Here is a 21,376-nt window from a genome sequence, read left to right as displayed (position 1 = left end):
GCAAAGGATCAATGCATCAATATGCAGGTAATTTTTTAACAAGAATTCTTATAGAGACCGGTTATTGGTCAGGAGTTTTTTTCCCCCATGGCAACGATTAAAGATGTGGCGAAACGCGCTGGCGTATCTACCACAACCGTATCCCATGTTATTAATAAAACGCGCTTTGTAGCTGATGACACTAAAGCTGCGGTTTGGGCTGCAATTAAAGAGCTCAATTATTCGCCAAGTGCGGTTGCCCGTAGTCTAAAAGTTAACAACACAAAGTCGATTGGGTTGTTGGCAACCTCATGTGAAGCTCCTTACTTCGCAGAGGTAATTGAATCAGTTGAAAATAGCTGTTATGAAAAAGGTTATACGCTAATCCTTTGTAATTCTCATAATAATTTGGGAAAACAAAAAGCGTATTTGCAGATGCTGGCACAAAAGCGTGTTGATGGTTTACTCGTAATGTGCTCCGAATATCCTGACCCCTTAATCAGTATGCTGGAAGATTACCGCAATATCCCAATGGTAGTGATGGACTGGGGAACTTCCCGTGGCGATTTTACCGATAGTATTATTGATAACTCATTCCACGGTGGCTATCTTGCAGGACGTTATTTGATTGATAGAGGGCATCGTGACATCGGAGCCATCCCTGGCTCTCTTGAAAGAAATACGGGTATTGGTCGATTAACTGGCTTTAAAAAAGCGATGGAAGAGGCCAAAATCACCATAAAAGATGAATGGATTGTTCAAGGGGACTTCGAGCCAGAATCTGGCTATAAGGCAATGATGCAAATTTTAAGCCATAAGCAACGCCCTACTGCCGTTTTCTGTGGCGGTGATATTATGGCAATGGGGGCAATTTGCGCCGCTGATGAGATGGGATTGCGTGTCCCACAAGACATTTCAATCATTGGCTATGATAACGTGCGAAATGCGCGCTATTTTACCCCGGCATTGACCACAATTCACCAACCAAAAGAGCGTTTAGGCCAAATGGCTTTCACAATGCTGCTCGATCGTATTGTAAATAAGCGCGAAGATGCTCAAACAATTGAAGTCCACCCTCGCCTTGTAGAACGCCGTTCCGTTGCTGACGGCCCATTTATCGATTATCGTCGATAATACGCATAATTAGTTTGAAAGCCACTCGGCATTGAGCGTTTCGTTATCGCCAAGGTAATCCAATAACCAATTCAACGCTGGTGATGTATTATTTTCCACCCAAGTTAGACAACAAGGACTGGGTGGAAATGGCTGTGCTAATGCTAGTTCAACTAATAAGCCTTTTTCGCAAAACGAAGCCGCACGATGCTCTGGCACCATTCCGACACACAACCCGTTAACCAAACAAGCTAGACCATTTTCCCAAGAAGGTACGACAAGACGACGTTGATTATCAAGAGCCCATGTATCACGTTTTGGTAGATTACGAGAAGTGTCTTCGAGACATAAACTTGGAAACTCGCGCATTTGGTCGTCTGTTAGCTTGCCGCTTATATTCGCTAATGGGTGTTTAGGGCTCGCCACACACATCCATGACATAAAACCCATATCACGGAAACTATATCTTTCACCAATCGGTGAGGCTCGAGTAGCTCCAATAGCAACATCTACACGCCCATCAGCAAGTGCATCCCAAACACCATTAAATACCTCAGGATGAATGAAAAGTTCAATATCTGGAAAGTGACGATAGAAATCCAGTATCAATTGCTCTGCTCTCTGTGGTTTTACAATGCAATCAACAGCAATACTAAATTGCCCCCGCCAACCATTAGCAACCTGCTGGCATTGATGCCTTGTATCTGTCATTTTTTTGATAACAGAACGACTTTCCTTAATAAATATCGTTCCAGCTTCTGTTAGAACAACATCGCGATGTCGACGCTCAAATAGCGGAACCGCAAGCCATTCTTCAACTTGCTTGACGGTATAACTGATTGCAGAAGGTACACGGTGTAACTCTTCAGCAGCACCACTAAAGCTCCCAGTTCGGGCAACAGCATCAATCACTTCTAGTGCATGCGCAGACCACATAACCTCTCCTTTCAAAAATTTTGATAGCAAGATCCAAATATTACCGTTTCACAACCTAAAAAAATAGCCTATACAATGGCATCATCATTAACATTTTTTTAAATATCAGATAAGTAATAATTATGTCGAATACTGTGAAAAAAAATTCCCCTGGATTTATGGTTTACCTTGCAGGACTTAGCATGCTGGGGTTTTTAGCTATTGATATGTATTTACCTGCATTCGGTGCTATGCAAGACACCCTGCATACATCAGAAGGCGCTATCAGTGCTTCTCTCAGTATATTTTTAGCCGGTTTTGCCTTCGCTCAATTGTTATGGGGGCCATTGTCAGACAAACTTGGCCGTAAGCCTGTGCTCATTGTGGGCTTAACTATTTTCATTATCAGTAGCTTAGCTATTTATTGGGTGGAAACCGCAACACAGTTATTAACACTACGATTTTTACAGGCTGTTGGTGTCTGCTCCGCTGCAGTTTTATGGCAAGCTCTTGTTATCGACCGCTATGATGAAGCAAATACCCAAAAAGTTTTTGCTTCTATTATGCCGTTAGTTGCGCTATCCCCTGCTTTAGCACCATTATTAGGAGCATGGGTACTAGAACACCAAACATGGGAAGCAATTTTCCTGATCCTAATGGCTGTGGGTATATTACTTTTATTGCCAACACTCTTTTTGAAAAATGTTTCAGTTAAAACAATAATTGATGACAGCCAACCACAAGCTAAGATTTCTTTCTCAAACTTACTCAGTTCGCCAGTTTTCAGCGGTAATGTGCTCGTTTACGCTTCATGCAGTGCGGGTTTTTTCGCTTGGCTAACCGGCTCGCCTTTTATCTTACGTAATATGGGTTTCAACCCTGCGGATATCGGTTTGAGTTATATTCCACAAACTTTAGCCTTTATTATTGGTGGGTATGGCTGCCGTATTTTATTAGCAAAAGTCCGAGCAGAAACAATATTTCCATTGTTACTTGTTGGTTATGCGGTAAGCATGTCTATTTTATTCATCATGGCTATTTATACCACACCATCATTAACTATGATCTTGATCCCATTCTGCTTTATGGCAGCTATGAACGGAGCCTCTTACCCAATTGCAGTATCCAAAGCACTAAATGCATTTCCTAGCGCCAGTGGTAAAGCTGCCGCATTACAAAATGCCTTACAACTAGGTTTATGTTTTTTAGCCAGTCTACTTGTTTCTGCTCTTACTTTCGACCCATTGTTAGCAACAACTGGGGTGATGGCAGTAACGATCATTCCAATGGCCATTGGCTATTTTATGCAACGCTGTGCAAGCAAAAATAACCAAACTATTAAGCAGGTTGATTGCCAAACGAATTCATAAAGTATAGCTTACCGACTCAATCATGCCGAATCTTATCGGCATGATTTTTATTTTAGCAAATTCATAAAAATTTCCTTCAGTGTATAGCACTAGTGACCATACGGTAATATATGTTCAGTATTTTGCTATATAACCAATAGCCGATTATTCTTGGCTGGTAAAACCTTACCTTTCTCATCAATTTTCTTAATTCAAAGCGGATTTCACTAAAAATTAAAGTTTTAATTTTGTCATCTACTAAGATATAGATATTTCATGGTTAATTTTCTTGTTAAAAAACGTTATCATTGCGACATTAAATAATGAGTGCTCAAGAATGATGTTAAAACAGTACTATCCACCAGATGAATTAAAATCCTTTGTTAGTTCTATTTTGATAATCAAAGAGTTTACAGAAGCAATTAAAATTTTCCCTGGAACAGGTGCTGAAATCTGGGTTTCATCAGATGCATTTCGCATGACAACTGATAACGATTCAATAACAGACCCTTACCAGCTGATTATTCCTAGGGTTAATACATTTACTGCTAGCCCTAATCATTCAAAAGTAATGGTATTACGTATTCGTCATGATGCCTTACGTTTTCTACTGCCTCAAAGAACATTAAACTATACTGACACCCCAATCGCACTAAATGAGATATGGAAAGACCGCTGGTTTGAAGCTTTAGCTAATTCTTCATTTAAAGAGTTGTTAGATTGCTTTAATAGGACTAAAGCTAAGAAAAAGCCTCACTTCATTGATGAAGTTTTAGAATTACTGTATCGAAATCCAACCAAAAAAATCACAGAAATTGCTGAAGAGACAGGATTACACGTCCGAGTCATTCAAAAAGAGTTTTTGAAAGAATACGGCATTACACCAAAAAGGTACCAGATCAATTGCCGCTTAGAACATGTTTTAAAAAGTATGGTAGTAGAACAAGACACCTACCGTTGGTTTGAAACAGGGTATTATGATCAATCCCACTTTTACCGTGATTTTAAAAGATACTTTACTATGACGCCGTCGGCATTTTTAAAATCGAGTTATTCGCTTTTTTACAATACAAAAACTAAGTACCCATTAAGATAGTTCTTAATACATAAGGAGAACGGAATGAGTATTGTTGTGTATGCCCAAATTACAACAGAAAGGACAGATGGGTATTTAACGAAAGAAATCGTTCGCGACTTAGCAAAACTGAGCCGCCGAGAGAAAGGATGCATTCAATATGATCTTATGGCTAAAGAAAATGGTTATATTGTTTTTGAGGAATGGGAAGACACTCAAGCATTAGAGATGCATAAAAATAGTCCGCATTTCAGGCGATTAGTTGAAGCAATTGAACGTGATAACGCCAGCTTCTCTGTCAACTTCAGTGAAAAATGATCTATTAATATTGAAAACCGGAACTAGTCATATTTTTTGATAATGTTAATTTTCATTATTTAATAGAACTTCATGACAGACATTCAATAAACAAAGACTAACCATATTTTATTTAGGCTATAGCATAAATCATTATAGCTATAGCCTACTTGGCTGTTTCTTCTGCTATTTTTCTTTAAAGTAAATAACGCGGTTATCACCTTTTACGTCTGTTTACTCTGTTTTCGCTATGTCCGCCATCTCTTCTGCTTGCTGTAGTAATTTTTCTTGTTCTTTTTGATTTAAAACACGCTCAACGGTATCAACAATAGCCTGAGTTTGAGGGTCTATCTCAATATTGATTTTATCACCCAACCGTTTTTTACCTAATGTTGTTCTCTCTAATGTTTCAGGGATGAGATGTACGCAGAACCGATTGTTGATTACATCTCCGACCGTTAAACTGATACCGTCAATCGCGACAAAGCCTTTATGCAAAATATATTTCATCAAAGATTTATCACGAATTGATAACCAAATCTGGTGGTTATCTTCAGATGTGAAGATCTTACTAATTTCAGCTGTTGTCATAATATGACCTGAAACAACATGGCCACCGATTTCGTCACCATATTTTGCAGCCCGTTCGATATTAACAACATCACCTTCTTGTAATTCCCCCAAGTTAGTTAATCTCAGGGTTTCTTTAATTAGATCAAAACTAACTCTTTCACCATCAATCTTTGTTACCGTCAAACAACAACCATTATGTGCAACGGAAGCCCCTGTTTCTAAACCTATAAGTAATTCTGGGGTAAATTTCATTACATGAGTTCGAAAGTTGGCCCTTTCTGTAATTTCAACAATAGGAGCAGTCGCTTGAACAATGCCTGTAAACATAATGATTCTCAGTGTAGTGGATTAATAGGCTCAGTTTACATCAGAATTGTTAGAGATCTATCCTATTTGAGTGATAAACAAAACGATAATAAACCTAGTATGTAGCAATATATTAGGTTCTAAAATGCTCTTTTATAGTTTGTTACCATATCATTATTGGAATCCATTTAGAAACGGGATAGAATAAGCGGTTTTTAGCAATCGATGTGTTTTTAGTAACTCATTTATTTTTCTAGTTTTTTCTCTTACTTGCTTTTATTACAAAGGTGTATGCGTGCAGAAATATTTTACAGAAGCGCGTAGCTTGTTGGCACTTGGTATTCCTATCGTTTTAGCTCAATTTTCACAAACTGCAATGGGGTTTGTGGATACGGTTATGGCTGGAAGTGTTAGTGAAATTGAGATGTCCGCAGTTGCAGTTGGGTTTTCCATCTGGCTGCCAGCTATTCTTTTTGGCCAAGGAATTTTGATGGCATTAACCCCAATCGTTGCACAAATGAATGGGTCAGGCCGTCGCAACCTAATAGGCGACCAAATTCAACAAGGTCTATGGTTAGCGCTACTTTTAGCCTTAGGCATTATGTGCCTTCTTTATAACAGTCAGCTTATTATTAGCAATATGCCCCATATTGATAAAGAATTGGCAGATAAATCTGTCCGTTTTTTACATGCCATTATGTGGGGAGCTCCAGGCTACTTATTTTACCAAGTATATCGTAGCCAATGTGAAGGGCTTTCAAAAACCAAGCCGGGGATGGTGATTGGTTTTCTTGGCCTAATGATTAATATTCCTATTAACTATATCTTTATTTATGGTCACTTTGGTGCACCTGCTTTAGGTGGTGTGGGTTGTGGTGTCGCCACTGCATCAGTGTATTGGGCTATGTGTCTGATGATGAGATGGTATGTGAAACGTGCTACTGCGCAGCGTGATATTCGCCCTACACTCTCTTTCACATCGCCAAATCCATTAATCTTAAAGCGAATTATCGTGTTAGGTACGCCTATTGGTCTGGCACTTTTCTTTGAAGTCACTTTATTTGCTGTCGTTGCACTGCTAGTCGCCCCATTAGGGGTTGTTGCAGTAGCTGGTCACCAAGTTGCGTTGAATTTCAGTTCTGTGATGTTTATGTTCCCATTATCATTAGGAATAGCAGCAACCATTCGCGTAGGTTATAACTTAGGGCAGAAATCGACTGAAGCTGCTAAAGTTTCATCTTATACTGGTATTACTGTTGGCTTAATGGTCGCTTGTTTTACTGCAGTTCTCACCGCCGTTTTCCGTGAGCCGATTGCAATGATGTATAACAAAAACCCAGAGGTCGTTGTTTTAGCAAGCAGCTTAATGTTATACGCAGCTATTTATCAGCTGTCAGATTCTGTGCAAGTTATTGGTGCCGGAATTTTACGTGGTTATAAAGATACGCGTTCCATTTTCTTTATTACCTTCACTGCATATTGGTTACTTGGCTTGCCTTCTGGTTATATTTTAGCGTTAACTGATTTCATCGTACCAGCTATGGGGCCTAAAGGCTTCTGGATTGGCTTTATTATTGGTTTAAGTGCCGCTGCAATAGGAATGGCAACACGAATTATATGGATCCATAAGCAAACAGAAGATGTTGTTTTACTTCGCTCAGCTCGCTAATTGACGGTTTTTTAAGCTTTTTATTATGGGAGAAGATGTATTTCGCGCCAGATAGTTTTAAATACGAACAAACTATCGCGAAAATACATTTTCCCCTTGCCAGATGAACTTCATAACGTTAATATTCATCCCCGTTGTCACCTAGATATCTTTTAGATGCGTCCGTAGCTCAGTTGGTTAGAGCACCACCTTGACATGGTGGGGGTCGGTAGTTCGAGTCTACTCGGACGCACCATTTCTAGTGAACACAATGTTAATTTTCAGCGCGTCCGTAGCTCAGTTGGTTAGAGCACCACCTTGACATGGTGGGGGTCGGTAGTTCGAGTCTACTCGGACGCACCATTTCAAATTAACACAATCAAATTTTCCAGTGCGTCCGTAGCTCAGTTGGTTAGAGCACCACCTTGACATGGTGGGGGTCGGTAGTTCGAGTCTACTCGGACGCACCATTTTATTTATCTCCCTGCTACCTAAAATTTCTCTTGATTGTCTATTATTATTCCCTTAATTTGTTGCGCAACAAATTAACTTCCTTAATTTTAAATGAATTTTTGATCTGAATGGTCTCTTCTCTCAATTTAGTAAAATTTGATTTGTCTCACAGTTTTTTGTTGTCTATAATACTCACGCTGGCTGAAAGGTTTCACCAGTAGTAAATCAATACGTTAGCTTTAATTGAATTTGTCATCTACACTATAATAAGAAACAAAATGTGACAAATTTAAGTGTAATAATGCATTAAACACCAGACTGTCGCCTATTCTTATAAATGAGTTGCGCAACAAAATTTACCATGCGTACGATTTATAAAATGTACTAAGCATCGGCGACAATACCGATTTCCTTTATAACATTAGATAGACTGCCATGAAAAAAACCAAAATTGTTTGTACTATCGGTCCAAAAACCGAATCAGAAGAAAAACTGACTCAACTTCTTGATGCTGGCATGAATGTCATGCGCCTCAACTTTTCTCACGGTGACTATGAAGAACATGGTCAACGAATCAAAAACCTTCGTTCTGTTTGTGCCAAAACCGGCAAACAAGCAGCTATTCTGTTAGATACCAAAGGCCCTGAAATTCGCACCATGAAATTGGAAGGTGGTAACGATGTTTCACTCGTTGCGGGTCAAACTTTTACATTTACTACCGATACCTCTGTTGTAGGCAATAAAGATAAAGTTGCCGTGACCTACGCAGGCTTAACTTCAGATTTAAAAGTTGGCAATACCGTATTAGTTGATGATGGCTTAATTGGCATGAAAGTGACTAATGTCACTGCAACTGAAGTCGTTTGTGAAGTTTTAAATAACGGTGACCTCGGAGAGAAAAAAGGGGTTAACCTGCCAGGCGTTTCTATTGGCTTACCTGCATTAGCAGAGAAAGATAAAGAAGATTTAGTTTTTGGTTGCCAACAAGGTGTTGATTTTGTTGCTGCTTCATTTATTCGTAAACGCTCAGATGTCGAAGAAATTCGAGCTCACCTGAAAAAACATGGTGGTGAGAACATCCAAATCATTTCTAAAATTGAAAACCAAGAAGGTTTGAATAATTTTGATGAGATTTTAGAAGCCTCTGACGGCATCATGGTTGCTCGCGGTGACTTAGGGGTCGAAATCCCGGTTGAAGAAGTTATTTTCGCCCAAAAAATGATGATTGAAAAATGTGTTGCTGCGCGTAAAGTCGTGATTACTGCTACACAAATGTTAGATTCAATGATCAAAAACCCACGCCCTACTCGTGCAGAAGCGGGTGACGTAGCCAATGCTATTTTGGATGGTACTGATGCAGTTATGCTTTCAGGTGAAAGTGCGAAAGGTAAATACCCTGTAGAAGCCGTAACTATTATGGCGACTATCTGTGAGCGTACTGACCGCATCATGCAAACTCGTATCGATAATCAAAAACCAAGCCAACGCTTACGTGTCACTGAGGCTGTATGTCGTGGTGCAGTGGAAATGTCTGAAAAATTAGATGTTCCACTAATCGTTGTAGCAACCTACGGCGGTAAGTCTGCTAAGTCTGTTCGTAAATATTTCCCTACTGCACCAATCCTCGCGTTAACGACTAATGAAGAAACTGCACGTCAGTTATTGTTAGTAAAAGGTGTGATCCCAATGATAGTTGGCGGATTTACATCTACAGATGACTTTTATCGTGAAGGTAAACGCGCAGCTCTAGAAAGTGGATTAGCGGCTCCTGGTGATGCTGTTGTGATGGTTTCCGGTGCGTTAGTACAAAGCGGTACAACCAATACCTCTTCAGTTCACGTGCTGTAATTAAATTTTATTTGTCTTTTAAAAGGCCGATAGAGATCACTTCATCTATCGGCTTTTTAATTTAAATTTAACATATAGTGCTGCCCTGATGTACCTATTCATTTATTTCATTTTCTCTAGTAAATATCTTATTGCTATTTAAGCGTAATATCATAAAACGCACTCAAATTGGTCAAATAACAACCTTCATTGATCTTAATTTAAATTTTTCTTCTTTTTCCTAGTACTAAATATAAAGTATTTCTAGCAAAACTTTATATTTAGTACTAGCATAAGACATAGTAAGTGCCATACCCTAATTTTCATTAGGTTGTTTTAAAGGGATATAGCAAGCTGTAAATAACAGTCTTAGCTCTATTGTTTGGTGACTTGCTTTTTATATTTTCAAGATAAATCAATCTAGAGGGTAAAATAATGATTCGTACTAAAATTGTACTGGGCTCTATCGTATTAGCTTCAGCATTACTAGCGGGTTGTTCTAACAGCACTGAAGTGCAAAAACTCTCTTCAGACGTACAAACTCTGAATGGTAAAGTTGATCAACTGAGCAACGACGTTCAGTCTCTGCGTTCTGACGTACAGACAGCTCAAGAAGAAGCAGCACGTGCTAACCAACGTTTAGACAACCAAGTTCGTACTTATAAAAAATAAGTTAGATTTGGTCGTTGTCTAGTTGAAACGGCGCTTCTTTGAAGCTAATAGTATTTATGAGGGCCTATGAAAATAGGCCCTTATTATTTTGGAGTAGTTATTCAACTACAGAGGAAGAGCGATATTTAGTAGGAAGCACTGCGCTGACTTTATGGTCATAGATAGGCTGTGGCTGTGAAATAGTAAAAGGTTCAATAGGCACTAACCCTTCGTGCTGCGTTTCAGAGTCTGAAAAACTATTACCCTGATCATTATTCACACGCACAGGCATCCCAGAACGCCTTGCTAGCTCTTTTTCTACTAAAGCCTTATCAACCCCTTCATTTTCCAGAAAACGCTTGAAATCGTCAGTCAGTTTGATTGGCATTGTTTGTGGGTCATCATTACTTGTCCGAGATAATGGCTGATGCACCTCAATGTAATAACTGCCATCAGTTTCTTTGGAGTATTTTACAGGCTGATCAATAACTTGGACACGAGTTCCTTTTGGTACTGTCTTGAATAACGCTTCAATATCATCAGGACGTAAACGAATACAACCAGAGCTCACCCGCATACCAATACCAAAATCTGCATTAGTACCGTGGATCAGATATTCACCACGCCCATATGCTAGTCGTAATGCATACAAGCCCATTGGGTTTTCAGGACCTGCTGGAACGACTGCAGGAAGCGTTATACCTTCTTTAGCATAATTTTTACGGATGTTCGCCGTTGGCGTCCATGTTGGGTCTTTAATTGATTGGCTTACTGAAGTTACCATTTCAGGTGTATCACGACCTAATTGGCCAATACCTATAGGGTAAACAATCACTTCTTCGCTGTTCGCCGGATAATAATATAAACGCAGCTCTGCTAAGTTAATCACAATTCCGGTTCTTGGCGTTGACGGTAACAACATTTGTGCTGGAATGATAAGCTCTTTTCCAGCTTCAGGAAGATACGGGTCCGTTCCAGGGTTTGCTTCAAGCATGCCTAGTAGCCCAATTTGGTGCTCACTGGCAATGGCTTCCAGTGGACGCCCGTCATTGGGTACGATATACGTGTAATTTTCCCCGATAAGTCGAGTGTTACTGTCAGGTAATGGATATTCTTTTGCTTGAGCTGGAGCCAATAAGGCGCTCATGACAAACAAACTTGCCACCGTCAAAACTCTTTTCATACCTACTCCAAGGAAAATAATGTTCTTACAATAATTCAATGATTATTGTTCATAATAGCAACTATCTCTCATATCTTTAATACTAAATAAATATTTTTATTAAGTATTAATATGGAAGTAGTCTTTTTATGATAACTAAATACGATGACTTTAATGAATTGCTCGGATAAAGAATAATACCCAAGAAGTAAAATATAAGAGAGGGAGCATAACGCTCCCTCGGTAAGATTATACTAATTGTGCCGCTCGCGATAAAATTGTGCGGATCATCGCATTCAAACCTTGAGTACGTGAAGGTGTTAAATGCTGCTCTAATGCTAATTGTTCAAAAAATGACTTCACATCGAGTGCTAATATTTGTTGCGCTGTTTTACCTTGAAAAAGAATAATAACAATGGCAACTAGCCCTTTAACGATGGCTGCATCGCTGTCACCTGCAAACGTAATTGTACCGTCCGCTTGTTTTTGCATATCAATCCACACTTGGCTTTGGCATCCAGCGATTAAATTATTATCGCTTCTTTGTGCCTCAGAGAGTTCAGGTAAACGCCCCCCTAGCTCTATCATATAGAGGTAACGCTCCTCCCAGTCCTGACAGCGAGAGAAATTACGTAATAACTTACTTTCATCGGGTAATGCGGGCATGCTCAGTTCCTTTACCATCTGTTTCTTATGTGCTTAGCCTAACAATTTTTTGATGCGCTGTAACGCATTGCATAAAGAATCGATTTCTTCTTTAGTGGTGTATATCCCTACAGAAGCGCGGCACATAGCGGGAACTTGGTAATGTTCCATTAATGGTAAAGCACAATGATGCCCAGTACGGATTGCAATGCCATACCTGTCAAGGAAAGACCCAACATCATAAGCATGGTGCTTGCCTAAATTGAAAGCCAGAACACCTTCCCGTTGGTCATTGCCATATAATATAACTGAAGGTATTTCTTGCAATTTCTTAGAAGCATAAGCCATCACTTCAGCTTCATAAGCAAACACATCAGATAAATTTAGTGCATTTAAATAATCAAATGCCGCCCCTAAACCAATAATTGCGCTTACATTTGGTGTTCCCGCTTCAAAGCGCCAAGGTGCGTCAGCAAAAGTGATCCCTTTGGTCAGGCTGACTTGGCGGATCATCGCCCCACCACCTTCCCATGGTGGCATCATATCCAAAATAGCTTTTTTACCATAAAGGATACCAATACCCGTCGGGCCATATAGCTTGTGACCTGAAAACACATAGAAATCACAGTCTAAGGCTTGTACATCAACCTGCTGATGCATTGCACCTTGCGCACCATCGACCAATACCGTGATTTCACCGCCTTTTGAAGCAGCAATTGCTCGTGCTTGCTTGATTATCTCCTGTACGGGATTAACTGTTCCCAATACATTAGAGATATGTGTAAAGCTCAATAATCGCGTACGTGAATCAATGACATCATTTAATACCTCTAACTGTAGCCTACCATCATCAGAAATTGGGATAACTCGGATTTCAAAACCAATTTCTTCAGCTAACATATACCAAGGTACAATATTCGCATGATGTTCCATTTCAGTGATGACAATATTGTCCCCTTCATGGAAATACTTTCGACCAAAACTATTTGCTACTAGGTTAATACCTTCCGTTGTGCCTTTAACAAACACAATTTCTTCATTTGAAGCTGCGTGAATGAAAGCGGCCGCTTTTTGACGAACCTCTTCCATCATTGTTGTAGCATTTGCGCTGAGAGTATGTATACCGCGATGAACCGCAGCATATTGATTTAACGTAAAATCACTTTCTTTTTCAATGACTTGAAAAGGCTTTTGTGCACTTGCTGCACTATCCAAATAGACTAATGGATGATTATTGACAAACTGAGATAAGGCAGGAAAATCCTGCCTGACTGAAGCGACATTGAATAGCATGGGGATTAAACCTCCGCTAAGCGCTGGCGGATGTTTGCCATCACAGCGTGTTTTAACTCTTCCGATTCAATAGATTCTGTAAGTTCTGCAGCAAATGCGATGATAATCATATGTTTTGCTGCTTTACCCTCAATGCCTCTTGAACGCAGATAAAACAGTTGTTCGTCATCAATACGGCCGACCGTTGCACCGTGACCACACTTTACATCGTCCGCATAAATCTCAAGCTGAGGTTTAGTATCAATTTCAGCTTTTTCACCTAACAACAACGTATTGTTAGTCATCTGACCATCTGTTTTTAATGCATTCGGCGCTACTTTAATCATGCCATTAAAGACAGCTTTACTGCTATCCATCGCAATGACTTTATGTAGTTGGCGGCTATTACAGTAACCCTTATTGTGCTCTAAATACGTACGAGTATCTGCAATTTCATTGCCTTTAGGCAGCAATAAACTGTTAAGTTCAAATTCTGTATTTTCACCATCAAGGCGAGCACTGGTATGGTTTCGCGTTAATAATGCGCCAAGTAAAAAGCTCGTACTTTTCACCCGACTATCGCGCCCAATAACAATATCATTGTGAGCAAAATGCTGAGCCTGACCATTTTCAATATTTAACTTAAAGTGACTAAAATCTGCATTATCACCGACTTCAACCGTTAAACGGCTGCCCGTCATGTGCATTTGGTCATTCAAACTGACATAATGCTCAATCACTTGAGCTTTGCTGTTCGCATCTAACGTTAAATGGTAGCGATACTGGCTAATATTCGTAGCTTGTTTATCGCTGCTACCCGTTGAAATATTCAGCAGATACAATGGTTTCTCTGCTATTTTATTTGCAGCAAGATGAACAACTAACGGTTGTACCGCCAAGCTTTCTGTTAAATGCAAGAAAATCTCGCTATTTACAGGCGAAGGAAGCAAGTCTTGGTTATCAAGCAAAGACACTTGGAATGGCCCCATATCAATGGAGCTTAGTGCTGAACTATAGCGCCCATCAATTAAAACAAGGCGATAGGCGTCAATCGGCAGAGCCAATGCTTCACAGTCTTTTGCTTCAACATCGCTATCACTAAAACGATACTGAGCCTCAAGTACCGTATTTAGTGGTGTATAGTGCCAATCTTCATGGCGAAACTCAGGCAAGCCAACTTGTTTTGCCATTTCCCAATGCGTTTTAGCATGTTGAGAATTCACACCGTGTCGTTGCTCAAACAATTCAGAAAAACGTGACATTGCTTGCTCATTGAGCTTTGCAACTTCAGCACGTTTTTGTGCTCTTTCACTGTTGGTCAATAAGCCAGCCATAACCCTGCTCCTCCAGTTTTTTCGCTAAACTGAAATCACCTGATTTGATGATTTTCCCTTGATATAACACGTGGACAAAGTCAGGCTTTACATAATCCAAAATACGTTGATAGTGGGTTACGATAATAAATGAACGTTCAGGCGAACGTAATGAATTCACACCGTTAGCCACAATTTTCAGCGCATCAATATCTAAACCGGAGTCAGTTTCATCAAGAATACACAATTGAGGCTCTAGAGCTGCCATCTGCAGGATATCGTTACGTTTTTTCTCACCACCGGAAAAACCCACGTTAACAGAACGAGCAAGTAAATCTTCTGGCATTTCTAATAATTTGATTTTATCTTCAATAAAATCTTGGAAATCAAAACGATCTAATGCTTCTTGCTGGCGATATTCTCTGACCGCATTAACGGCGGTTTGTAAGAAAAATTGGTTACTGACCCCTGGAATTTCAACAGGGTATTGGAATGCGAGGAAAACGCCTTCCCCTGCACGCTCTTCTGGATCTAACTCAAACAGGTCTTTACCTTTAAACGTCACTTCACCGCTATCAATTTCATACTCTTCGCGGCCAGCAAGTGTGGCTGATAATGTACTTTTACCAGAGCCATTTGGGCCCATGATGGCGTGAACTTCCCCTGGTTTTACTTCCAGAGATAACCCTTTTAAAATCTCATTACCTTCTACACTCACGTGTAAATCTTTAACACTTAACATATTTACATGCCTTTAGCGCCTTAGCGCAAATAAACTCGATTAGGATCAACCAACACTGTGCTCTAAGCTGATTGCCAGTAATTTTTGTGCTTCTACGGCAAATTCTAATGGAAGCTCCGAGAACACATCTTTACAGAAACCATTTACAATCATTGATATCGCATCGTCTTCGCTGATACCACGTTGTAAACAGTAAAATAACTGGTCTTCTCCAATACGTGAGGTTGTCGCTTCATGTTCGAGCTGTGCCGTATTATTTTTAACTTCCACATACGGGAAAGTATGTGCACCGCACTGTGTACCAATTAACATAGAGTCACATTGGGTAAAGTTACGAGCATTATGTGCACTTGGTAAAATTTTCACTAAACCGCGATAACTGTTTTGGCTCTTACCTGCTGAAATACCCTTAGAAATAATCGTTGAACGGGTGTTTTTCCCGATATGGATCATTTTCGTTCCGGTATCTGCTTGCTGATTACCATTTGTTAATGCAACAGAGAAAAACTCACCGACAGAGTTATCCCCCTTAAGGATAACGCTTGGATATTTCCATGTGATGGCAGAGCCAGTTTCTGACTGCGTCCATGACATTTTTGAATTTTCACCTTCACACAATGCACGCTTAGTCACAAAGTTCAGGATCCCACCGGCTTCGCTATCTCCACCGGAGAACCAGTTTTGGACAGTCGAATATTTAACTTCGGCATCTTTATGAATAATCACTTCAACAACCGCCGCATGGAGCTGATAGCTATCACGAACAGGCGCAGAACACCCTTCGATATAACTGACATAGCTACCTTCATCGGCAATTAAAATCGTACGCTCAAACTGGCCTGTTTTGGCTGCGTTGATCCTAAAATAAGTTGATAGCTCCATTGGGCAATGTACGCCTTTTGGTACATACACAAACGTACCATCTGAAGCTACCGCCGCATTTAATGCCGCAAAAAAGTTATCATGGCTCGAAACGACTGACCCGAGATATTTCTGCACCAGTTCAGGGTACTCTTGAATAGCCTCACTGAACGAACAAAAAATAACCCCATGTTTGGCTAAGTCATCACGGTAAGTTGTAGATACCGAGACCGAGTCAAAAATGGCGTCAACCGCAACAGCCTTCCCTTCACGTACAGGAACACCCAATTGGTTAAAAGCTTCTTCAACTTCAGCCGTTAAATAATTATTGGTTTCCGCTACACCTGTGCCTTGGGTTGCACCAGATTGCGAACCACAGGTATCATCACATGAGCCGCAAGATGGCGCAGAATAATAGCTATAGTCTTGATAATCGAGATTTGGGTAATTCGCTTTAAGCCAATGAGGTTCTTCCATGCCTTTCCAGTGATTAAAGGCATCAAGACGGAATTGGAGCATCCACTCAGGCTCATTACGTTTTGCTGAAATTGCGCGGATCACATCTTCGTTGATGCCTTTCGCCATTTCATCAGTCGCGACTTCGGTAAAGAAGCCTTCTTTATAACGCTGGTCATCAAGCCAGCTTTGAACATCATCGCCAACTTCTACATTGCTCTGTGACATAATCTGACTTCACATGTTAAACGCCGAAGCTTTCACCACACCCACAGGCATGTTGGGCTTTCGGGTTATTGAATTTGAAAATTTGATTCAGCCCTTCTTGGACAAAATCAACGACTGTGCCATCAATAAATGGCATTGCTTCTTTTGGCACATAAAGATGTGCACCATCGAGTTCAAATAACAGGTGTTGCTCTGTTGGGTTTTCGACCATTTCAAATACATAACCAAAACCCGCGCAGCCGGACTGTTTTACGCCAAGTGAAAGCCCTTTAGTGTTTGGGTTTTGCACCATCAATTTTTTGATTTGTTTTGCAGCGCTTTGTGTCAGGCTAACTCCCTGCCAATTGTTTTCATCAAATGAAAATGTCTCTACACCGTCAGTCATATTGACCCCACATTTCTTATGGCTTTTCAGCCTGTTATCAGGAGATTAACTCTGCCTACCCTATGGTAATGATTAGCTAATTGACTTCAACCATTTGTTTTAAGAGGTTATAGCTATTTTAGCTCTTTTCTTGCTCATCATCAGGTTAAAAAACAAACAAGCACCTAGCAAAATAAGATCAACCCATTGATAAATAATGAATAAGTAGAGTTGTGTTTTTTATTTAAATTTGTACTAAATAATACACTTAAATGACACAAATTAATAAAGATGCATTTATTATACAACTTAATTAACTTGATAAAAAATGAATTTATAGAAAGAATGGCCATATAACCATACAATAATAAGGGTTTTATAGGGTGTTCTGGCATTTAATTAGCCAAAAAACCCTATATATAGAATGGTTATTATTCAAATAATACCGCAGTTGTCAGGCGAGAAGTACAACACAATTTGCCTTGTTCATTGAAAATTTCAATATTCCACACTTGCTGGCGACGTCCTAAATGAATAGGCTTACAAATACCTTTTACAACCCCTGAGCGAGCAGCACGAACATGATTTGCATTGATTTCCAACCCGACCACCTTTTGTTCCCCTTCCGAGCACATATAACCCGCAATTGAACCCAAGGATTCGGCTAACACAACAGAAGCACCGCCATGCAATAACCCAAAAGGCTGTTTGGTACGATGATCGACAGGCATTATTCCCTCTAAATAATCATCTCCAATTGCCGTGATTTCAATGCCAAGATGCCCTAACATGCAGGTTTTTGACATTTCAGCGAGTTGTTGCAAATTAAATTGACGTTTCCAAATCATTAAACTATCTCCAACAGTGCTTGAATCGGATGTTTTATCGATACATTTTCCATTCGCTTAACTTGGCTACGGCAAGAATAACCTGAACTTAAACAGCGATCTTTTGGCAAAGAAGACATCGCGCCTTTCCACGATAAATCATAAATTCCTTTTGAATTTTGAAGATTGGCCACTTCGTGCCCATAAGTCCCTGCCATGCCACAACAGCCAACACTAACATTATTTAATGTTTGCCCAAAGCGAGCAAATAACGCTGCCCATTGATTCGCACTATTAGGTAAAGCCGTTGATTCCGTACAATGACCGAAAAAATACCATGGTTGTGTCGAAGCCACTTGCACATTGTGTGGTTCAGGCAATGTCATTAACCACTCATGCGCCAACATCACCGTAAATTGGCACTGTTCTTTACCTAAAATTTCATGGTATTCATCGCGATAACAAAGTACCAGTGCAGGGTCAACACCGACCATTGGTAACTGTAATTTTGCCACTCGATTTAAAAAGTCCGCTGTCTTGCGAGCTGTTTTAGCAAATTTCGCTAAAAAACCTTTGATGTGTTGCGCTTTTCCATTCGGTGAAAACGGTAACAATACAGGTTTAAGACCTAACTTTTCAATTAAGCGGACAAAATCTGCCACCACTTTGGCATCGTAATAGCTAGTGAAAGGGTCTTGAACCACCAGCACATATTTTTCACGCTGTGAATCCGCCATACTTTCAAGTTGTTCAAGCGTAACAGAAACCGCGGCATGGCCTGAAAGTTCTTGTTTTAATGTGGGTTGAGAAAATAACGGTAAATCCACCATACCAATGGTGTGTTGGCTCAGTTTTTGCACCACCGGTTGACGTAAAAAGAAATTAAATACGCTAGGTACCTTGGAAAGTATTGGTGCACTCGCTTCGACGTTTGCAACAATATGGTCCCGAATAGGTCGCAAATAACGCCCATGATACAATGCTAAAAATTTAGCTCTAAATGATGGCACATCAATTTTAATCGGGCATTGTGTTGAGCAGGCTTTACAGGCGAGGCACCCAGCCATTGAAGCTTTCACTTCATGAGAAAAATCATAATCCCCTTGCTTCGCACGCCAAGTATTACGGGTTTTCTCGATTAAGCCTCTTAATGAAGGCTGGTTGTGCGTAATTCCTTTTTCAAGGTGTTCTGGTGTAACGCCTTGTTCCGCTAGCAACCTTAACCATTCACGAACAAGTGTTGCACGGCCTTTCGGAGAATGGACTCGTTGACCACTCACCTTCATCGATGGGCACATTGGGCTCTTTACATCAAAATTGAAACACAGCCCATTGCCATTACACTCCATAGCACCACGGAACTCTTGGCGCATTTGGACTGGAATTTGCCGGTCATACGTTCCTCGCTTGATGTCATCAACCTGCTTCATCGGTGCATCCAACCCCGCAGGTGGGCAAATTTTACCTGGATTCAAACGGTTATCGGGGTCAAATGCCGCTTTAATATTCCGAAGCTCACCGTATAATACATCGCCAAAAAATTCAGGACTATATTGCGCACGGAAACCTTTCCCATGTTCACCCCACAAAAGCCCACCATATTTAGCGGTTAATGCCACAATTTCATCAGAAATTTGTTTCATCAATACTTCTTGCTGCGGATCACACATATCAAGCGCAGGACGGACATGTAATACCCCTGCGTCCACGTGACCAAACATGCCATAATTCAAGTTGTGACTGTCTAATAATGCACGGAATTCCACTATATAATCAGCAAGATGCTCAGGAGGAACACAAGTATCCTCAACAAACGGAATTGGCTTTGCAGCCCCCTTGCTGTTCCCTAACAGCCCAACTGCTTTTTTACGCATGTTATAAATGCGCGTAATATCTTCAAGGTCATGACAGGTTTGATAACCAATCACGCCGGCTTGGTTATTCGCCATTAACTCATCAAGCCGCTGACAAAGGCTTTCAGTTAATTGGTTAATTTCCGCTTCATCATCACCACTAAACTCAACAATATTCAGCCCCAACATTTCCTTATTTGGAATGTCAGTAATCAATGCTTTAACTGAGTGCCAAACAATATCTTCACGCGCTAAATTCAATACTTTCGAGTCAACTGTTTCAACAGACAAGGCTTTTGCATCAACCATAAAAGGTGCATTACGCAATGCGGACTCAAAAGAGTCATATTTGACGTTTACTAAGCGGCGTACTTTTGGCAAAGGTGTGATATCAAGCGTCGCCTCGGTAATAAAGGCTAAAGACCCTTCAGACCCAGTCAAGATACGGGTAAGGTCAAATTCTGTTAGTTCATCATTAAATACATGACGTAAATCATACCCTGTCAGGAAACGATTTAACTTGGGAAATTTTTCTTCAATTAATGGACGTTGCTCTAAACAGCGTTCTAATACTGTTTTATATATACGCCCCACTGTTGAATCTTCTGACGCAATCGTTTGGGCGAGTTCGATAGGCATAGCACGTGTATCTAGGCATTCTCCACCTAACACCATGGCTTTAACGCCTAACACGTGATCAGAGGTTTTACCATATACTAATGAGCCTTGACCCGATGCGTCAGTGTTGATCATTCCACCTAATGTTGCTCGGTTGCTGGTAGATAGCTCCGGCGAAAAAAAATAACCGTAAGGTTTGAGGTATTGATTTAATTGGTCTTTGATGACCCCAGCCTCAACTTTAACCCAACCTTGCTCTGGGTTTATTTCTAAAATCCTATTCATATAACGGGACATATCCACAACAATCCCTTCAGTTAAGGATTGCCCATTAGTTCCCGTCCCACCACCCCGAGGTGTAAAGCTAAGCTCACGAAATTTCGCTTGCCCCGCAAGCCGAGTGATAATTTGTACATCTGCACTCGAACGCGGAAATACAACCGCTTGGGGTAATAGTTGGTAAATACTATTATCTGTTGCCATGGATAAACGCTCAGCATAGCTGGTGCCGTTATCTCCAGTAAAACCCTGTTCTTGTAGCTCATGCAAGAACTCAATAACTAGATGACTAAGATGAGGAGCTTCTGATATACGCGGGATCATTATTAACGATGACTCTTGTTGTTTAGTGTTCGCATTACTCGTTATGTACTATCTTTATTTTAAGTTGCACAATAGTGTCTTAGGTCTATGATGGGTTACCTTCACAGCCTGTAAAGACAGCACAGCCGCTGATGACATTGTCATTATGAACCATATCACAATATTGTTTTTTTTAACCGTGAAAAAAAATTACGTTATTTTCACCTAAAAATTTGCCACAGACACAGAATTTTCATTTGTAAAGGA

At 40.3% G+C, this 21,376-nt stretch carries 18 protein-coding genes and 3 tRNA genes; 10 read left to right on the top strand and 11 right to left on the bottom strand.

Features of this window, described 5'->3' with window-relative positions; genetic code table 11:
* Positions 1-87: 87 nt before the first annotated feature.
* The gene (gene purR, locus PSE83_RS01600) at positions 88-1,113 is read left to right on the top strand and encodes an HTH-type transcriptional repressor PurR (RefSeq protein ID WP_004263819.1); all 1,026 of its coding nucleotides are present in this window, start codon (positions 88-90) and stop codon (positions 1,111-1,113) included.
* Between the two features lie 9 nt (positions 1,114-1,122).
* On the opposite strand, the gene punR is transcribed toward purR, so the two are convergent.
* Positions 1,123-2,028 (bottom strand): DNA-binding transcriptional activator PunR, encoded by a 906-nt coding sequence (gene punR, locus PSE83_RS01595; protein ID WP_004263815.1) that lies wholly within the window; start codon positions 2,026-2,028, stop codon positions 1,123-1,125.
* Positions 2,029-2,150: 122 nt separating this feature from the next.
* Between punR and punC the strand changes: the two genes are divergently transcribed.
* From punC to PSE83_RS01580, 3 genes are all read left to right on the top strand, one after another.
* Entirely contained in the window at positions 2,151-3,377 is a 1,227-nt protein-coding gene (gene punC / locus PSE83_RS01590) for a purine nucleoside transporter PunC (protein ID WP_004263814.1), read from the top strand.
* Between the two features lie 268 nt (positions 3,378-3,645).
* A complete protein-coding gene (locus PSE83_RS01585; RefSeq protein ID WP_232806352.1) occupies positions 3,646-4,452 on the top strand; it encodes a helix-turn-helix transcriptional regulator in 807 nt (268 codons plus the stop codon).
* Between the two features lie 24 nt (positions 4,453-4,476).
* Positions 4,477-4,749: a putative quinol monooxygenase gene (locus PSE83_RS01580; protein ID WP_004263806.1), complete on the top strand. Its 273-nt coding sequence runs from the start codon at positions 4,477-4,479 to the stop codon at positions 4,747-4,749.
* Between the two features lie 213 nt (positions 4,750-4,962).
* Here PSE83_RS01580 and PSE83_RS01575 read toward each other — a convergent pair whose 3' ends face one another.
* A complete protein-coding gene (locus tag PSE83_RS01575; RefSeq protein ID WP_004263802.1) occupies positions 4,963-5,628 on the bottom strand; it encodes a riboflavin synthase in 666 nt (221 codons plus the stop codon).
* A 274-nt stretch (positions 5,629-5,902) separates the two neighbouring features.
* Between PSE83_RS01575 and PSE83_RS01570 the strand changes: the two genes are divergently transcribed.
* From PSE83_RS01570 to PSE83_RS01545, 6 genes are all read left to right on the top strand, one after another.
* Complete coding sequence (locus tag PSE83_RS01570; RefSeq protein ID WP_110591619.1) at positions 5,903-7,276, top strand: MATE family efflux transporter; 1,374 nt, start codon at positions 5,903-5,905, stop codon at positions 7,274-7,276.
* A 158-nt stretch (positions 7,277-7,434) separates the two neighbouring features.
* Positions 7,435-7,511 (top strand) — tRNA-Val (locus PSE83_RS01565).
* A gap of 30 nt (positions 7,512-7,541) precedes the next feature.
* Positions 7,542-7,618 (top strand) — tRNA-Val (locus PSE83_RS01560).
* 30 nt (positions 7,619-7,648) lie between these two features.
* Positions 7,649-7,725, top strand: a tRNA-Val gene (locus PSE83_RS01555).
* Positions 7,726-8,143: 418 nt separating this feature from the next.
* On the top strand, positions 8,144-9,556 hold the full coding sequence (pykF, locus tag PSE83_RS01550) for a pyruvate kinase PykF (protein ID WP_004263791.1): 1,413 nt from the start codon (positions 8,144-8,146) through the stop codon (positions 9,554-9,556).
* Positions 9,557-9,970: 414 nt separating this feature from the next.
* Positions 9,971-10,207, top strand: coding sequence for a major outer membrane lipoprotein (locus tag PSE83_RS01545; protein ID WP_004263789.1), 237 nt, complete (start codon positions 9,971-9,973; stop codon positions 10,205-10,207).
* A 97-nt stretch (positions 10,208-10,304) separates the two neighbouring features.
* Here PSE83_RS01545 and PSE83_RS01540 read toward each other — a convergent pair whose 3' ends face one another.
* The 9 genes from PSE83_RS01540 to ydiJ form a co-directional block, all read right to left on the bottom strand.
* Positions 10,305-11,369 (bottom strand): L,D-transpeptidase family protein, encoded by a 1,065-nt coding sequence (locus tag PSE83_RS01540; RefSeq protein WP_272660605.1) that lies wholly within the window; start codon positions 11,367-11,369, stop codon positions 10,305-10,307.
* Positions 11,370-11,597: 228 nt separating this feature from the next.
* A complete protein-coding gene (sufE, locus tag PSE83_RS01535) occupies positions 11,598-12,014 on the bottom strand; it encodes a cysteine desulfuration protein SufE (RefSeq protein ID WP_036958665.1) in 417 nt (138 codons plus the stop codon).
* A gap of 33 nt (positions 12,015-12,047) precedes the next feature.
* Entirely contained in the window at positions 12,048-13,286 is a 1,239-nt protein-coding gene (gene sufS / locus PSE83_RS01530) for a cysteine desulfurase SufS (protein ID WP_004263781.1), read from the bottom strand.
* A gap of 5 nt (positions 13,287-13,291) precedes the next feature.
* The gene (gene sufD, locus PSE83_RS01525) at positions 13,292-14,599 is read right to left on the bottom strand and encodes a Fe-S cluster assembly protein SufD (protein ID WP_004263779.1); all 1,308 of its coding nucleotides are present in this window, start codon (positions 14,597-14,599) and stop codon (positions 13,292-13,294) included.
* Positions 14,574-15,320, bottom strand: coding sequence for a Fe-S cluster assembly ATPase SufC (sufC, locus tag PSE83_RS01520; RefSeq protein ID WP_004263776.1), 747 nt, complete (start codon positions 15,318-15,320; stop codon positions 14,574-14,576). The genes sufD and sufC overlap by 26 nt, the downstream gene beginning before the upstream one ends.
* 45 nt (positions 15,321-15,365) lie before the next feature.
* Positions 15,366-16,865 (bottom strand): Fe-S cluster assembly protein SufB, encoded by a 1,500-nt coding sequence (gene sufB, locus PSE83_RS01515; RefSeq protein ID WP_004263774.1) that lies wholly within the window; start codon positions 16,863-16,865, stop codon positions 15,366-15,368.
* Positions 16,866-16,881: 16 nt separating this feature from the next.
* On the bottom strand, positions 16,882-17,250 hold the full coding sequence (gene sufA / locus PSE83_RS01510; RefSeq protein ID WP_172767281.1) for a Fe-S cluster assembly scaffold SufA: 369 nt from the start codon (positions 17,248-17,250) through the stop codon (positions 16,882-16,884).
* Positions 17,251-17,660: 410 nt separating this feature from the next.
* Entirely contained in the window at positions 17,661-18,077 is a 417-nt protein-coding gene (gene menI / locus PSE83_RS01505) for a 1,4-dihydroxy-2-naphthoyl-CoA hydrolase (RefSeq protein ID WP_094961759.1), read from the bottom strand.
* Positions 18,077-21,130: a D-2-hydroxyglutarate dehydrogenase YdiJ gene (gene ydiJ, locus PSE83_RS01500; protein ID WP_004263769.1), complete on the bottom strand. Its 3,054-nt coding sequence runs from the start codon at positions 21,128-21,130 to the stop codon at positions 18,077-18,079. Before ydiJ ends, menI begins: the two co-directional genes overlap by 1 nt.
* Positions 21,131-21,376: the final 246 nt, after the last annotated feature.

The sequence above is a fragment of the Providencia sp. PROV150 genome (assembly GCF_028481025.1).
GTDB lineage: Bacteria > Pseudomonadota > Gammaproteobacteria > Enterobacterales > Enterobacteriaceae > Providencia > Providencia hangzhouensis.
Note: the sequence above shows the minus strand (reverse complement) of the source record. Positions and strands in the feature narration are given on the sequence as shown.

What these genes read in the sequence shown, in the direction of transcription:
- purR (WP_004263819.1), top strand. Translation starts at nt 88, where the DNA reads ATGGCAACGATTAAAGATGTGGCGAAACGCGCTGGCGTATCTACCACA.
- punR (WP_004263815.1), bottom strand. Translation starts at nt 2,028, where the DNA reads ATGTGGTCTGCGCATGCACTAGAAGTGATTGATGCTGTTGCCCGAACT.
- punC (WP_004263814.1), top strand. Translation starts at nt 2,151, where the DNA reads ATGTCGAATACTGTGAAAAAAAATTCCCCTGGATTTATGGTTTACCTT.
- PSE83_RS01580 (WP_004263806.1), top strand. Translation starts at nt 4,477, where the DNA reads ATGAGTATTGTTGTGTATGCCCAAATTACAACAGAAAGGACAGATGGG.
- PSE83_RS01575 (WP_004263802.1), bottom strand. Translation starts at nt 5,628, where the DNA reads ATGTTTACAGGCATTGTTCAAGCGACTGCTCCTATTGTTGAAATTACA.
- pykF (WP_004263791.1), top strand. Translation starts at nt 8,144, where the DNA reads ATGAAAAAAACCAAAATTGTTTGTACTATCGGTCCAAAAACCGAATCA.
- PSE83_RS01545 (WP_004263789.1), top strand. Translation starts at nt 9,971, where the DNA reads ATGATTCGTACTAAAATTGTACTGGGCTCTATCGTATTAGCTTCAGCA.
- PSE83_RS01540 (WP_272660605.1), bottom strand. Translation starts at nt 11,369, where the DNA reads ATGAAAAGAGTTTTGACGGTGGCAAGTTTGTTTGTCATGAGCGCCTTA.
- sufE (WP_036958665.1), bottom strand. Translation starts at nt 12,014, where the DNA reads ATGCCCGCATTACCCGATGAAAGTAAGTTATTACGTAATTTCTCTCGC.
- sufS (WP_004263781.1), bottom strand. Translation starts at nt 13,286, where the DNA reads ATGCTATTCAATGTCGCTTCAGTCAGGCAGGATTTTCCTGCCTTATCT.
- sufD (WP_004263779.1), bottom strand. Translation starts at nt 14,599, where the DNA reads ATGGCTGGCTTATTGACCAACAGTGAAAGAGCACAAAAACGTGCTGAA.
- sufC (WP_004263776.1), bottom strand. Translation starts at nt 15,320, where the DNA reads ATGTTAAGTGTTAAAGATTTACACGTGAGTGTAGAAGGTAATGAGATT.
- sufB (WP_004263774.1), bottom strand. Translation starts at nt 16,865, where the DNA reads ATGTCACAGAGCAATGTAGAAGTTGGCGATGATGTTCAAAGCTGGCTT.
- sufA (WP_172767281.1), bottom strand. Translation starts at nt 17,250, where the DNA reads ATGACTGACGGTGTAGAGACATTTTCATTTGATGAAAACAATTGGCAG.
- menI (WP_094961759.1), bottom strand. Translation starts at nt 18,077, where the DNA reads ATGATTTGGAAACGTCAATTTAATTTGCAACAACTCGCTGAAATGTCA.
- ydiJ (WP_004263769.1), bottom strand. Translation starts at nt 21,130, where the DNA reads ATGATCCCGCGTATATCAGAAGCTCCTCATCTTAGTCATCTAGTTATT.